Origin of the sequence: Streptomyces sp. NPDC004732 (genome assembly GCF_040609235.1) — a bacterium.
Lineage (GTDB): Bacteria > Actinomycetota > Actinomycetes > Streptomycetales > Streptomycetaceae > Streptomyces.
In genome coordinates this window covers 392,820-408,405 of record NZ_JBEXJR010000007.1, presented here as the reverse complement: position 1 = coordinate 408,405, position 15,586 = coordinate 392,820, and the positions used below count along the sequence as shown (strand labels likewise).

The 15,586-nt window shown below is 73.5% G+C and carries 2 protein-coding genes; both read right to left on the bottom strand.

The window, feature by feature from the left end; translation table 11 throughout:
* Positions 1 to 53: 53 nt before the first annotated feature.
* Entirely contained in the window at positions 54 to 6,650 is a 6,597-nt protein-coding gene (locus tag ABZV77_RS23120) for an SDR family NAD(P)-dependent oxidoreductase (RefSeq protein WP_356259841.1), read from the bottom strand.
* A 6-nt stretch (positions 6,651 to 6,656) separates the two neighbouring features.
* Entirely contained in the window at positions 6,657 to 15,449 is an 8,793-nt protein-coding gene (locus ABZV77_RS23115; protein WP_356260230.1) for a beta-ketoacyl synthase N-terminal-like domain-containing protein, read from the bottom strand.
* Positions 15,450 to 15,586: the final 137 nt, after the last annotated feature.

Sequence of the window (15,586 nt, the reverse complement as noted above, 5' to 3'; positions counted from 1 at the left end):
TGCGCTTTAGCTCCCCGCCCGTGATCGCGGGGTGTGCGGCCGCGGCATGCGGCTCACACCCCGAGTTCGTTGTCGATGAAGTCCAGTACCTGCTCGGCGGTGGCCGTCTCCAGCTGGTCCACCGCGTCCTCGCCGTCCGCCGCGGCCGCGGCAGCCGTGGTCGCCGCGAAGCGGGCGAGGAGTGCCTCCAGGCGGGCCGCGACGGCCGCCTGGTCCAGGCCCTGCGCGACGGCGGCGGACAGGGCGTGCTCGACCCGGGCCACCTCCTGAAGGACCTGGGCGGTCATGTCACTGTTGGTGGCCCGTGTCCCGTCGGGGGCGAGCCGTTCGGCCAGGTGGGCGGCGAGCACGTGGGCCTGCGGGTAGTCGAAGACCAGGGCCGCGGGCAGCTTCAGGCCGGTCGCCGCCGCGAGCCTGTTGCGCAGTTCGACGGCGGTGAGCGAGTCGAATCCGAGCTCCTTGAACGGCGTGTCCACCTGCACCGCGTCCGGGTCGGCGTGTCCGAGGACCCCGGCCGCCTGGGTGCGCACCAGCGAGGTGAGGAGGTCCAGTTGCTCCTCGGCGCTGAGGCCGTCGAGCCTGCCTGCCCAGTCCGTCGCCTCCCCGGCGGCGGCCGCGGTGGGGCGGGCGGCGGCGGGTGATCCCGCGGCCGCCAGCGTGCGCAGTACGGCGGGGAGCGGGGCGTCGGAGGCGGCAGGGACGCGGGTGTCCAGGTCCAGGGCGAGCAGGTCGGGGCGCCCGTGGGTGCGTGCGGCCGCCAGCAGGGCGCAGCCGCGGGCCGCGGTGGTCGGCTTGATGCCGTAGCGGTCGATGCGGGCCCGGTCGGCGGCGGACAGCGTGCCGGTGAGGCCGCTGGTGGCCTCCCACAGCCCCCACGCCACGGAGAGACCGGCCAGCCCCTCCGCACGGCGGCGCGCGGCCAGTGCGTCGCAGTAGGCGTTGGCGGAGGCGTAATTGGCCTGCCCCGGGGTGCCCATGGTGGAGGCGAAGGAGGAGAACATGACGAACAGGCCGAGCCTCATCCTCCGCGTGGCCACGTCCAGTTGGTGCGCGGCGGCAGCCTTGGCCGCCCACACTCGGGCGAGGCTTTCGGGGCTCTGCGTGCCGATCATGGCGTTGTCGAGCACACCGGCGGCGTGGACGACTCCGGTGAGCGGGTGCGCAGGATCGATTCCGGCGATCAGCGCGGCGACGGCTCCCGGCTCACTCAGATCGACGGCGGCGAAGGTGACTTCGACACCCAACTCCTCCATACGTGACCGGAGTTCCTCCGCGCCTTCGGCAGCACCTCCGCTGCGGCTGACGATGAGCAGATGCCTGCTCTCGCCGGTGCGTGCCAGGTGTTCGGCCACGGCGGCGCCGATGGTGCCGGTGCCTCCGGTGACGAGGACGGTGCCGTCGGGGTCGAGCGGTGCCGGTACGTCGAGCACGAGCTTGCCGGTGTGCTTCGCCTGGCTCATGAACCGGAACGCCTCGGGCGCCCGCCCCAAAGGCCGTGCGGAGACGGGCAGCGGGACCAGCGTCCCGGCGGCGAAGAGCCCGCCGAGCAGGTCGAGCATCCGCCCGAGCCGCTCGGGCCCGGCGTCGGCGACCAGGTCGAACGCCTCGTACGACACCCCGGGGTGCTCCAGCGCGACCAGTTCGGGTTCCCGCGGATCGCTCTTGCCCATCTCGACGAACCGCCCGCCCTCACCGAGCAACCGCAGGGAGGCGTCCAGGAGTTCACCGGTGAGGCTGTTGAGTACGACGTCCACGCCACGACCGCCGGAAGCCCGGCGGACGGTGTCCTCGAACGCCGCGTCCCGGGAGGAGGCACGGTGGGCGGCATCGATGCCCATCTCCTCCAGCACGGCATGCTTGGCCGGACTCGCGGTGGCGAACACCTCCGCACCCACATGCCGGGCGATCTGCACCGCCGCCATCCCCACACCACCCGTAGCGGCATGGATCAACACCCGCTCGCCCGCCTTCAACCCGGCCAGCTCCACCAACCCGTACCAAGCCGTGAGGAACGCGGCCGGGGCGGCGGCCGCCTGGCGCGTGTCCCAGTCGGCGGGCACAGGGGCCAGCATGCGTGCGTCGGCGACGGCCCACGGGCCGAAGGCGCCCTCCTTCAGCATGCCCATCACACGGTCGCCCGCCGAAAGCCGGGTGACGCCCGGCCCGACCTCGGTCACCACACCGGCCGCCTCGGTGCCGGGCAGCGCGTCGGCGTCCGGATACATGCCCAGAGCGATCAGCACGTCCCGGAAATTCACCCCGGCCGCGTGCACGGCGACCCGGACCTGCCCCGGCTCCAACGGACGCAGCACCTCGTCGCAGGCCACCGCCTCGACGGCGTCCAGCGTCCCGGACTCTCCGCCCACGAGCCGCCACGCCCGCGCCCCGGGCGGCCCGGCCAACTCGGCCGACGCGTCGGCCCGCGCCCACCTGGGCACGAGCACGCGCCCTCCGCGCAGGGCGAGTTGGGGCTCGTCGGCGTCCACCGCGCACCGCACGGCGTCCAGGATCTCCGCACTCGCCGTGCGGTCGAGCGGACTTTCGGAGTCGAGCAGGACGAACCGGCCCGGGTGCTCCGACTGCGCACTGCGCACCAGGCCCCACAGGGCCGCACCCGCCGGGTCCGGGGCGCCGCCCGGCACGCCGGATGCGTCGTCGGGACCAGCCGCGCCCCTGGTCACGAAGACCAGCTGAGCCTGGGCCAGGCCGGGCACGGCCAGGAACTCCTGGACTACGCCCAGCACACGCCCGGTCAGGGCGAGTGTGTCTTCATGCGTCACGGCATGTGAAGTGTCCACGGGGGCCAGGACCACGGAGGGCGGGGTGGTCGCGTCGGCGAGTCCCCGTACACCTTCGGCACTCAGCCCGCCGAGCGTCACGCAATCTGCGGCATCCGTCGCGCCGGGGCCCTCCACGGCCGCCGGGACGGAAAGCGGCGTCCACCGCAGTTCGTACAGTCCGTCGGCGCCTGACCCGACCGCCGCCCGCACCTGCCGGGCGCTGGTCGACCGCAGCCGCAGCTCCGCCACGTCCAGCACGGGCGCACCGGCGGGATCGGTCACCGCCAGCGACACCGTCTCCTCACCGCTCCCACTCAGCCCGTTGATCCTCACCCGCACGGCCGTGGCGTCGGTGGCCCACAGCGCGACACCGCTCCAGGTGAAGGGCAGCAGCACCTGCCCACTCGCGGCCCCGGCCCCCGAGGCCCCGGCCAGCCCTCGTTGGGCGAGCAGCGGGTGCAGGGCGGCGTCCAGCAGCGCGGGGTGGATGCCGAACCCGGCAGGCGGACCGGCCTGCTCGGGCAGCTCCACCTCCGCCAGCAGGTCCTCGCCCTGCCGCCACATCGCGCGAAGTCCGCGGAACGCCGGGCCGTACTCGTATCCGGCGGCGGCGACGCCTTCGTAGAACTCGCCCACATCCACCGGTTCGGCCCCCGCCGGGGGCCACTGCCCGGCCTGCCGCGGCGGCCGCGCCCCCGATTCCCGCCCGAGCTCGCCGACCGCATGGCACACCCACGCGGCAGCGCCGTCCTGCTCGGGCTCAGAACGCGAGTACACGCGTACGTCGCTCCTGCCCTGCTCGTCGGCAACACCCACGACGACCTGGACCTGGAGGCCGCCGGTTCCGGGCAGCACCAAGGGCGCCTGGAGCGTCAGTTCCTCCAGCATGGCGGCGCCCACCTCGTCGGCGGCCCGCAACACCCACTCGACCAGCGCGGCGCCCGGCACCAGAACGGTCCCGGCGACGACGTGCCCGCCCAGCCAGCCGCCACGCTCGGCGGAGACCCGGCCGTTCAGCACCACTCCCCCGTCGGCGAGCGCGACCGCGGTCGGCAACTGCGCGTGCCCCGACCCGCTCGGCCCCTGTTCCCCGACGGCACGCTTCACGGTGTCGGCCAGCCAGTAGCGGCGGCGTTGGAAGGCGTAGGTGGGGAGGTCGACGGTACGAGGGGTGGGCTCGGTCGGGAACCAGCGCTGCCAGTCGATGTCGGCGCCTGCGGTGAAGGCTTGGGCGGCGGCGCGGGTGAGTTGGGTGGTGTCGCCGTGGTCGCGGCGGAGGGTGGGGATCACCGTGGCGGTGGCGTCCGCCTCTTCGATGGTCTCTTCCATGCCGAGGTTGAGGACGGGGTGGGGGCTGGCTTCGATGAAGAGGCGGTAGCCGTCGGCGAGGAGGGCTGCGATGGTGTCGGCGAAGCGGACCGGCTGGCGGAGGTTGGTGACCCAGTAGCCGGTGTCCAGGGCAGTGGTGTCCGCAAGCCGCTCGGCCGTGACCGTGGAGTAGAAGGCCACGTCGGTCGGCACGGGCCGGATGTCGGCCAGGCGTTCCGTCAACAGGTCGTGGAGCTGGTCGATCTGGGGGTTGTGGGAGGCGTAGCCGACGTCGATGACCCGGGCGCGGAGGCCACGCTCCTCTGCCTCGGCGACCACGGCAGCCACCTGCTCCGGCGGACCCGAAATGACCGTCGAGGACGGCCCGTTGACCGCGGCGATACTGACACCGGGCCGGTCGTCCCCGATCAGCTCGGCGGCCTGCTCGGCACTGGTGCCCAGGGAAGCCATGTCACCGTGCCCCTGAAGCTGCCGCAGCGCGTCACTGCGTACCGCCACAATCCGCGCCGCATCCTCCAGGGACAACGCCCCCGCGACACACGCGGCGGCCATCTCGCCCTGCGAGTGCCCGATCACGGCGGCCGGGGTGATTCCCTGGTCCGCCCAGACCGCGGCGAGCGAGACCATGACGGCCCACAGCACCGGCTGCACGACCTCGACGCGGGCCAGCTCGCTGCCGTCCCCGCGCAACACCTCACGCAGCGACCAGCCCACATGAACGGACAGCGCCCGCTCGCACTCAGCAATCCGGGCCGCGAACACCGGCGACTCATCCAGCAGTTGAGCCCCCATCCCGACCCACTGCGACCCCTGCCCCGGGAAAACCAACACCGGCCCCGGACCCACATCACCAGCCGCAACCCCGGACACCACATCCGCAGACGCCGCACCAACAGCCAACGCCTCAAGACCGTCCGTCAACGCGTCCCGGTCCCGGCCGACCACCACGGCCCGGTGCTCGAACACCGACCGCGTAGTAGCCAACGACCAGCCAACCTCCCCCGGCAACGCCTCCGTATCACCCGCCACGAACGCACCCAACCGCCGCGCCTGCTCCCGCAACGCATCAGGCGTCCGCCCAGAAACCACCCACGGCACCACCACAGGAGCAACCCCGGCCCCAGACGAGACAGGACCAGCCACCTCGCCCGGCACCTCGTCCTCAGGCGCCTCCTCCAAAATCAAATGCGCATTGGTCCCCGAGATCCCGAACGCGGACACCCCGGCGCGACGCGGATGGCCGGTCTCGGGCCAGAGGGTGGGCTCCGTGACGACCTCGACCGCGCCCGCGTCCCAGTCGACGTGCGGGCTGAGTTCCTCGACGTGGAGGGTGGCGGGCAGCACGCCGTTGCGGATCGCCATGACGGTCTTGATGACACCGGCAACACCGGCGGTGGCGTGCGTGTGGCCGATGTTGGACTTGAGGGAGCCGAGCAGGAGGGGCCGCTCACGGTGTCGGCCGTAGGTGGCGAGCAGCGCTCCGGCCTCTATGGGGTCGCCCAGCTTCGTGCCGGTGCCGTGCGCCTCGACCGCGTCCACCTCGGCGGGGGTGAGCCGGGCGCTGTCGAGGGCGGCGCGGATTACCTGTTCCTGTGCGGCGTCGTTGGGGGCGGTCAGTCCGTTGCTCGCGCCGTCCTGGTTCACTGCTGAGCCGCGGATGACGGCGAGGACGTTGTGGCCGTTGCGACGGGCGTCCGACAGGCGCTCCAGGAGGATCAGGCCGATGCCTTCGGAGAAGCCGGTGCCGTCGGCCGCGGCGGCGAACGGTTTGCAGCGGCCGTCCGGCGCCAGACCCCGCTGGCGGCAGAACTCGGTGAACATCAGCGGACTCGACAGCACGAGCACACCGCCCGCGACTGCCAGGTCGCACTCGCGCTGACGCAGCGCCTGGCTCGCCAGGTGGATGGCGACGAGGGAGGCGGAGCAGGCCGTGTCGACGGTGACGGCGGGGCCTTCGAGACCGTAGTTGTACGCCACCCGGCCGGAGATGACGCTGGTGAGGCTACCTGTGGTGGCGTGCCCCTCGAACCCCTCCGGGATGCGCGGGAGTTGGGACATGTAGTCCTCGCTCGACACTCCCGCGTAGACGCCGGTGCGACTTCCCTTGAGGGAGACGGGGTCGATCCCGGAGCGCTCGAACAGCTCCCAGGACGTCTCCAGCATCAGGCGCTGCTGCGGGTCCATCGCGAGCGCCTCGCGCGGGCTGATGCCGAAGAAGTCGGCGTCGAAGGAGCCCGCGTCGTCCACGAAACCGCCGTGGCGCACATAGCTGGTGGCGTAGTTGGCCGGGTCCGGGTGGTAGAGCGCCGCCAGGTCCCAGCCCCGGTCGGTGGGGAAGTCCTCGATGGCGTCCTTGCCCGCGGCCACCAGGTCCCAGAGGTCCTCCGGCGAGGCCACGCCGCCGGGGAAGCGGCAGGCCATCCCGACCAGCGCCACCGGCTCGTGCCTGCGGTCCTCCTCCTGCACCAGGCGCCGACGCGTGTCGTGGAGCTCGGTGGTCACCCTGCGCAGATACTCGACCAGTTGCTCTTCACTCGCCATGTGGGGTCACCCGGCCTTCGGAGTGGGGGTCGCGCGCGAGGTGTCGGGCCCGACACCCAGCTCGTTGTCGATGAAGTCGAAGATCTGGTCGGCGGACGCGGCCTTGAGCCGGTCGGCGGCGCTGTCGTCGTCGCCCGCCGTGACGTTCGTGGTCTTCCAGCGGGCGAGCAGCGTTTCGAGCCGGGTGGTGATCTCGCCCGTCTCCCCGTGGGACAGCTGGGCGGCTAGCGCGGCCAGGCTGCTCTCCATGCGGGTGAGGTCGCTCAGCACGGTGCCCGTGGCGGGTGGTCCGGACGGCACCGCGGCGGCCGCCCCGCCTCCGGCGGGCTGCTCGCCCTGGCCGCCGGTCAGCCGCTCGCGCAGGTGTCCGGCGACGGCCGCGGGGGTGGGGTGGCGGAAGACGAGGGCGGTGGGCAGGCGCAGGCCGGTGTCCTCCACGAGCCGGTTGCGCAGTTCGACGGCGGTCAGCGAGTCCAGGCCAAGCTGTTTGAACGTGGCGTCGCCGCGCAGCGCCTCCGGGTCGGTGCGGCCGAGGACCGCGGCGGCGTGGGCGCGTACGGCATCGGTGAGCAGACGGAGTTGTTCGGTGGTGGACAGGGAGGCCAGGCGGGCCGACCAGTCCGTGGGGGGCCTGCGGTCTGCGGCGGCGCGCCGGGCGGGGGCCTGCGGTGCGGCCAGCGCGCGCAGGGGCGCGGGCAGGGCGTCGGCGCCTGCGGAGGCCAGGGCGCGGAGGGCAAGGCGCACGCCGGTGAGCGGGGTGCCGCCGTGTGCGCGTGCGGCGTCGAGGAGGGCGGGCAGTCGTGTGGGCTCGGTTCCCTTGATGCCGGGGGTGTCGGGGCTCGGCTCGGGGGGTGGGCCGTAGGTGAGGGACACGCCTGTCGTGTCGGCGGTGTGTCGGCGCAGGGCGAGTGCCTCGCGGAAGGCGTCGGCTCCGGCGTCGGCCGTCGGCCGCGGGATGCCCAGGTCCGCGCCTGCCGGGGACAGCACGGCGAACAGGGCGAGCGGGAGGTGGGCCGTCGCGGCGTGCAGGGCGGCGGTGACACCGGCCCTCGCCGCCCAGCCGTCGGCGAACGACCCGGGCGCGGAGGTTCCGGCGGCGTGGACGACCGCCGTGACGGGATGGTCCCCGTCGACCGCCGCGACGGCATCGGTCAGGGTCGTCGTCGGATGCGCGGGGTCGATGGCACCCAGGCGCACGATGGCACCCAGCTCTCGCAACTCAACTACTTCCAGGTCCAGTTCACCTTCACCAGCCCCGGAGACGTACCCCTCGGAGAGAATCAGGAGATGCCTGCACTGCTCGGTGCGTACCAAGTGCTCGGCGAAGGCAACGACCGGCGCGCCTGCCGAACCGACGAGCAGCACGGTGCCGTCCGGGTCGAGCGGCGGCGCTTCGTCCGTGGTGGACGCCGCCTTTGACGACGCGGTGAGTCGGGGCGCCAGGAGGCGGCCGTCGCGCAGGGCCAGTTGGGGCTCGTCCGCGGCCAGCGCCGTGGCCACGGCCTGTTCCGAGGCAGCGTCCCCAGCCACGACGTCGGCATTCGTGTCGATGAGGAAGAAGCGGCCCGGGTGCGCGACCTGCGCCTGGTGGACCAGCCCGCGCACCGCGGCGGCCGCAGGTGCGGGCAGGGGGTCGTCACCCGTGGCGACGGCGCCGTGCGTGAGCAGCACCAGACGGGTGTCGGTGAGCCGTGCGTCGGCGAGCCACCGGTCGATGAGCGCGGCGGTGCGCTGCGCGGCGGCCAGCGCCACGGCTGCTTCGTCCGCTCCCGGGGCGGTGCCCGAGGTGCCCATGTCGACGTCGGCGAGGTCGACGAGGACGACAGACGGAATCGGAGCCCCCTCATCGGGGACAGCCTTCTCCTCCGTCGACCACACACAGACAGGAACAGGAGCGGATCCCGACACTGATACCGGCACCCACCGCAACGCATACAGGTCGGACGCCGCACGCCGCCCGGCCTCCCGCAGCTCCCGCGCCCCTGCCGCGACCACGACCAGGCCCTCGCAGGTCAGCACCTCCGCCCCCGTCGGATCGCTCACGGCGACCTGCCAGGTCCGTCCGGCCCGTTCGGGCAGCGGCCCGTCGTCGTCCAGGGGCGAGAGGCGGACACGTACGGACGTCGCGCCGGTCGCCCACAGGGACACCCCGGTCAGACTGAACGGCAGCCACACCTGGTCGTCCCCGGTCGGCGGATCGCCGAGAAGCGCGGGGTGCAGCGCGGCGTCGAGGAGAGCCGGGTGGATGCCGAACCCAGCACCCTCCGGAGCCCCCTGGGGAAGTACCGCCTCGGCGAACAGCTCCGCGCCCCGCCGCCACAGGGCACGCAGCCCCGTGAAGGCAGGCCCGTAACCGACGCCGGTCGCGGCGGCCCGCTCGTAGAAGTCGCCCAGGTCGACGGGCTCGGCACCGGCAGGCGGCCACACGCCGTCCGAAGCATCCGCGTCGACGAGGCCCGTGGGCTCGGCGACGAGCTGTCCCGCCGCATGGCACGTCCATGCCGCACCGCCCCCGTCGGGGGCATCCTCATCATCGGGTCGGGCATAGACGTGGACATCGCGACGCCCGCCCTGCCCGCCCTGTCCGCTCTCCCCGTCCTGCTCGCCCCGCGAGTCGGCCGGACCCACCACGATCTGCACCTGCACGCCCGCCGCGTCGGGCAGCACCAGGGGCGCCTGGAGCGTGAGGTCCTCGACGCCCGCGCATCCGGCCTCGTCGGCGGCGCGCAGCGCCCATTCCGTGAGCACGGAGGCGGGCACGACAGCGGTGCCGAAGAGGGTGTGCTGGGCGAGCCAGGGATGGCTGTGCCTGCTGATGCGGCCGGTGAGCAGGTGGACGTCGCCGTCGGCGAGTTCGGTGGCCGCGCCGAGCAGCGGATGTCCGGCCGCGGCGAGGCCGAGGCCCGCCGCGTCCTGGCTCCCTGCGGCGGCCCCCAGCCAGTAGCGGCGCCGCTGGAAGGCGTACGTGGGCAGTTGCAAGGCGTACGAGGACGACTCCGGCCCGGACGCGCCACCCGCGGGGAACCAGTTCTCCCACCTGACCGCGCACCCGGCACCGAAGGCCTGGGCCAGCGAGCGGGCGAAGCGGGAGAGGCCACCGTCCTCGCGCCGCAGCGTGGGGATTGTGACGGCCTCGGCCCCGGCCTCCTCGAAGGTTTCCTGCAGCCCGAGGGTGAGGACCGGGTGGCTGCTGGCTTCGATGAAGATCCGGTGTCCGTCGGCGAGGAGCGCGGTGACGGCGTCGGCGAACCGGACCGGGCGGCGCAGGTTCGTGACCCAGTAGTCGGTGTCCAGAGCCGTGGTGTCGACGCGGGTTCCGGTGACGGCCGAGTAGAACGCCACGGGGGCCTGGACGGGGCGGATGCCCGCCAGGATCCGGGTCAGCTCGTCGGTGATGCTGTCGACCTGCGGGCTGTGCGAGGCGTAGTCCACGTCGATGACGCGCCCCCGCAGCTCGCGCGCCTCGGCGTCCGCGACGACGGCGGCGACCTGCTCGGGCGGCCCCGAAATCACGGTCGACGAAGGCCCGTTGACGGCGGCGACACCCACACCGGGGTGGCCGTCGATGAGTTCGGCGGCCTGCTCCTGGCCCACGCCGAGGGAGGCCATGGCACCCGCGCCCGAGAGCTGTCGCAGCGCCCGGCTGCGCAGCGCCACGATCTTGGCGCCGTCCTCCAGGGTGAGCGCCCCGGCCACGACCGCCGCGGCGATCTCGCCCTGGGAGTGGCCGACGACGGCGGCCGGGGTGACGCCCTGGTCGGCCCAGACGGCAGCCAGCGAGACCATGACCGCCCACAAAACGGGCTGGACGACCTCGACCCGGGACAGTTCGCTGCCGTCCCCGCGCAGCACGTCACCCAGCGACCAGTCGACGTACGCGGAGAGCGCCTGCTCGCACTCGGCGATGCGCGCCCCGAACACCACCGATTCCTCAAGGAGTTGCGAGCCCATGCCGACCCACTGCGACCCCTGCCCCGGAAAGACCAGTACCGGTCCGGGTCCCGTGTCACCGGCGACCCCCGACACCACGTCCGGCGAGGCCTCCCCCGCGGCCAGTGCCTCCAGACCCACGGTCAGGGCCTTCCGGTCCCGGCCCACCACGACGGCCCGGTGCTCGAACACCGACCGCGTCGTGACCAGCGACCGGCCCACGGCCGTGGCGGACGCGGACGCGGCGGCGCCACCCGCCACGAACTCCCCCAATCGGCGCGCCTGTTCACGTAGCGCGGCGCCAGTACGCCCGGAGACCACCCACGGCACCACCACGCCCGACGCACCCGTACCCGAGCCCACCTCGGGCGTATCGCGCTCCGTGCCCCCGGACGGCTCTCCGGGTCCCTCTTCGAGCACCAGATGCGCATTGGTCCCCGAGATACCGAAGGACGACACCGCGGCGCGGCGCGGACGGTCGCCGCGCGGCCAGCCGACCGGCTCGGTGAGCAGGCGTACCGCACCCGTCGACCAGTCCACGTGCCCGCTCGGCTCGTCGACGTGGAGGGTGGCGGGGAGCCGCTCGTGCCGCAGCGCCAGCACCATCTTGATGACACCCGCAACACCCGCGGCCGCCTGCGTATGACCGATGTTCGACTTCACCGAACCCAGCCACAACGGACGCTCCGCAGCCCGCCCCTGCCCGTACGTCGCCAGCAGCGCCTGCGCCTCGATCGGATCACCCAGCGTGGTCCCGGTGCCGTGTGCCTCCACGGCGTCGACCTCGTCGGCCGCGAGCCGGGCGTCCGCGAGTGCGGCGCGGATGACGCGCTGCTGCGAGGGGCCGTTGGGCGCGGTCAGGCCGTTGCTCGCGCCGTCCTGGTTGACCGCGGAGCCCCGGATCACCGCGAGGACTTCATGGCCCTTGCGCCGCGCCGCGGAGAGGCGTTCGAGAAGGACGAGGCCCACTCCCTCGGCCCAGCCCGTGCCGTCGGCGCCCTCCGCGAACGGCTTGCAACGCCCGTCGGGGGCCAGGCCGCGCTGGCGCGAGAACTCGGTGAACATGCCCGGCGTGGCCAGGACGGTCGCGCCCCCGGCCAGCGCCAGGTCGCACTCGCCGCGCCGCAGCGCCTGCGCCGCCAGATGGAGCGTGACCAGCGACGAGGAGCAGGCCGTGTCCACCGTCAGCGCGGGCCCTTCGAGGCCGAAGCTGAACGAGAGACGGCCCGAGGCCACGCTGGGAGTGCTGCCGGTCAGCAGGTAGCCGTCGGTGGACTGGGACGGTTCGTGCAGCCGGGGGCCGTAGTCCTGACCCGTCATGCCGACGAACACGCCGGTGGGACTGCCCTTGAGGGCCCGCGGGTCCAGTCCCGCCCGCTCGAAGGCCTCCCAGGCGCATTCGAGGAGCAGCCGCTGCTGCGGGTCGACGGCCAGCGCCTCCCGCGGGCTGATGTCGAAGAACTCGGCGTCGAAGTCGGCGGCCTCGTACAGGAATCCGCCCTGCCGGGTGCAGCTCGTGCCCGACCGGTCCGCGTCGGGGTGGAAGAGCCGTGCCAGGTCCCAGCCGCGGTCGGTGGGAAATGCGCCCATCGCGTCGGCGCCGCCCTCGACCAGCCGCCACAGGTCCTCCGGCGTACCGGCACCGCCCGGGTAGCGGCAGCTCATGGCGACGATGGCGATGGGGTCCTCGGCCGAATCCCCGACCGGTGCCACGTTCCGGCCCTCGTCCGACGGCGCCGCCCCCGTGAGCTGCGCACGCAGGTGCGTCACGACGGCCACAGGAGTCGGGTGGTCGAAGGTGAGGGTGGCAGGGAGCGCCAGTCCCGTCACCGTGCCGAGCCGTTCGCTCAGCTCGGCGGCGGCCATGGAGTCGAAGCCCAGCTGCTTGAAGGTGCGGGCGCTTTCGACCGTCGCCGAGGTGGCGCCGAGCACGAGGGCCACCTGCTTGGCGACCAGGCCAAGGAGGGTGCGCTCCTGATCGGCGGCGGAAAGCGCGGCAAGCCGCCCGCCGAGTTCGCTCCGCGCATCAGGCTCCGCCGCGGCCGAGACAGGAGCAGGAACAGGAGCAGGAACAGGAGCTGCGGCCGCTGCAGCGCCGGACGCAGGCACCGCCGCCACATCCGGCCAGTACCGCTCACGCTGAAAGGCATAGGTCGGCAGACCCCATCGGCTCGCGCCACCACGCACCTCGTACGCGCCCGTGAAGTCCACGTCAGCGCCCCGCACATACACCTGTGCCAGAGCCGTCATGAACGTGACCGCCTCAGCGCGCCCGCGGCGGCACGCGGCCACCGCCACGGGACGCGGACGGCTCGGGGCGCCGCCCGGATCCGCAGCGACGGGGAAGCACTCACGGGCCATCGCCGACAGCGGCGCGTCCGGACCGAGTTCGACGAAAGTGGTCACCCCGCGCTCGCACAGCCCCCGCACCCCGTCCAGGAACCGCACGGGTTCGCGCGCATGCCGCGCCCAGTACTCGGGAGCGGCCTGCTCGGCCCCGTCCTCGGCCACGGGCCCGCCGGTGACGTTGGAGACGAGAGGGATGACCGGCGCGTGGAAGGTCAATCCCGCGGCGACCGAGCGCAGCTCGTCGAGCACGGAGTCCATGTGCGGTGAGTGGAAGGCGTGGCTGACCTTCAGGCGACGGACCTTGCGGCCGCGCGCCTGCCAGGCGGCGGTCAGTTCCTCGACGGTGTCGCGGTCGCCGGAGACCACGACGGAGTCGGGGCCGTTGACGGCGGCCACCGCCACGCGCGCCTCGTGCCCCGCAAGCAGCTCCGCCGCCTCGTCCGCGGTCGCCTGCCAGGCGGCCATCGCGCCGGGCGCCCATACCGCCTGCATGAGCCGTCCGCGGGCGGTCACCAGGGCGCTGGCGTCCGCCAGGGAGAGGACACCGGCCACGTGCGCCGCGGTGATCTCGCCGACCGAGTGGCCGAGGACGTAGTCGGGGGTCAGGCCGAAGGTGGCAGCGAGCCGGTACAGGCCCGTCTCGATCGCGAAGAGGGCGGGCTGGGTGTACGCGGTCTCGTCGAGGAGCGCCTGGCACTCGGCGTCCTCGCCGAGGACGATCTCGCGCAGCGGGCGGTCCAGATGGACGTCCAGGGCCGCGAACGCCTCGTCGAGCGCGTCGGCGAAGGCGGGGTACGCGGCGTACAACTCACGCCCCATACCGGGGCGTTGTGCGCCCTGGCCGCTGAAGAGGAAGGCCAGCCTGCCGTCGGCGTCCGCCTCGCCGCGCACCACGCCTGCGGTCTCCTCGCCCGCGGCCAGCGCGTCCAGGGAACCCAGGAGTTCGCCGGTGTCGCCGCCGAGCAGGACCGCCCGGTGGGCGAGGGGGGCGCGGGTGGTGGCCAGGGCGTGGCCGACCTGGGCGGCGTCGGGGGTGGGGGTGGGGCGGGCGGCGAAGTGTGTGCGCAGCCGTTCGGCCTGGGCGGTCAGCGCGGGGGCGCTGTGGGCGCTGACCGGCCACGGCGTCGACGACGGCCTGACCCCGGGACGTGCGGCGGCCTCCCCGACCGAGCAGCCCCTGATGGGCTCCGCGGAAACAGGCTCCGCGGCCACGACAAGGTGACCGTTCGTACCACCCATCCCGAACGAGGACACCCCGGCGATCAGCGGCTGTTCGGGGCGCGGCCAGTCGGCCGTCTCCTGCTGGACGGCCAGGCCGAGGTCGGTCAGCGGGATGGCCGGATTGGGGGTGGTGAAGTTGAGGCTCGGTGGGAGTTGCCGGTGGTGGATGCTCAGCGCCGTCTTGAGGAGTCCGACGATGCCCGCGGCGGCTTCGAGGTGGCCGACGTTCGTCTTGGCGGAGCCGACGGCGAGCGGCGTGGTGCGCGCCTCGTCCTGTCCGAGCGCGGCGCCGAGCGCGGCGGCCTCGATCGGGTCCCCGACGGGGGTGCCGGTGCCGTGCAGTTCGACGTACTGGACCTGGTCGGGCGTCACCCGGGCCTGGCTGCAGGCCAGGCGCACCACGTCGCGTTGCGCCTGGCCGCTGGGCAGGGTGAGTCCGTCGGTCGCTCCGTCGCTGTTGACGGCGCTTCCGCTGATCACGCAGTACACCGTGTCGCCGTCGCGCCGCGCCGCCGCGAGCGGCTTGAGCACCACGAGTCCGCCGCCCTCGCCGCGGACGAAACCGTCGGCCCTGGCGTCGAAGGTGTGACAGCGGCCCGTGGCCGAGAGGCCGCCGAAGCGGGCCTCGGCCAGCTCGGTGGACCGGGGCGAGCAGATGAGGTTGACGCCGCCCGCGAACGCGACCTCGCACTCGCCGCGCTTGATGCTCTCGCAGGCCAGGTGCACGGCGACGAGCGACGAGGACTGGGCGGTGTCGACGGTCAGGCTCGGTCCTGCCAGGTGGTACGCGTACGAGATGCGGTTGGCCAGAATGCTGCGGTGGACGCCGGTCATGGTGTGGCGGGTGACGGCGTCCTGCCCGGTGCGGTTCAGGACGTCGGCGTAGTCGTCCCAGAGCGCGCCGACGAAGACTCCGGTGCGGCTGCGGGCCAGGGTGGGCGGCCTGATGCCCGCGTCCTCCAGCGCTTCCCAGCTCAGTTCGAGGAGGAGCCGCTGCTGCGGGTCCATCGCCACGGCCTCGCGCGGGCTGATGTGGAAGAAGGGCGCGTCGAAGCCGTCGATCCGGTCCAGGAAACCGCCGGGTCCGCGCAGGCCCGAATCGGCTTGCCGTTGTTCGGGCGGGGCGTCGCGCACGGCGCTCCTGCCCTCGCTCAACAGCTGCCAGAACGCCGCCGGGTCGGCTGCTCCGGGCAGACGGCAGGCCATCCCGACGACCGCAACGGGCTCGGGGCCCGCAAGGGGCCCGGCCCCCGCGATCGGCTCGGGTCCCGCGCTCGCGCCGGACGAGGGCGTGGCCATCACGTCAGCTGCGTTCGAACGCGGAACAACTGGCTGCCAGAAAACATCAACGGCGCTCCCGGTCCGAAATCGGAGATCGCTTCGCGTACCGGGCTCATCGTGAGCGGGCTCTCTAAAGGCGAACCAAACCCCGGCTA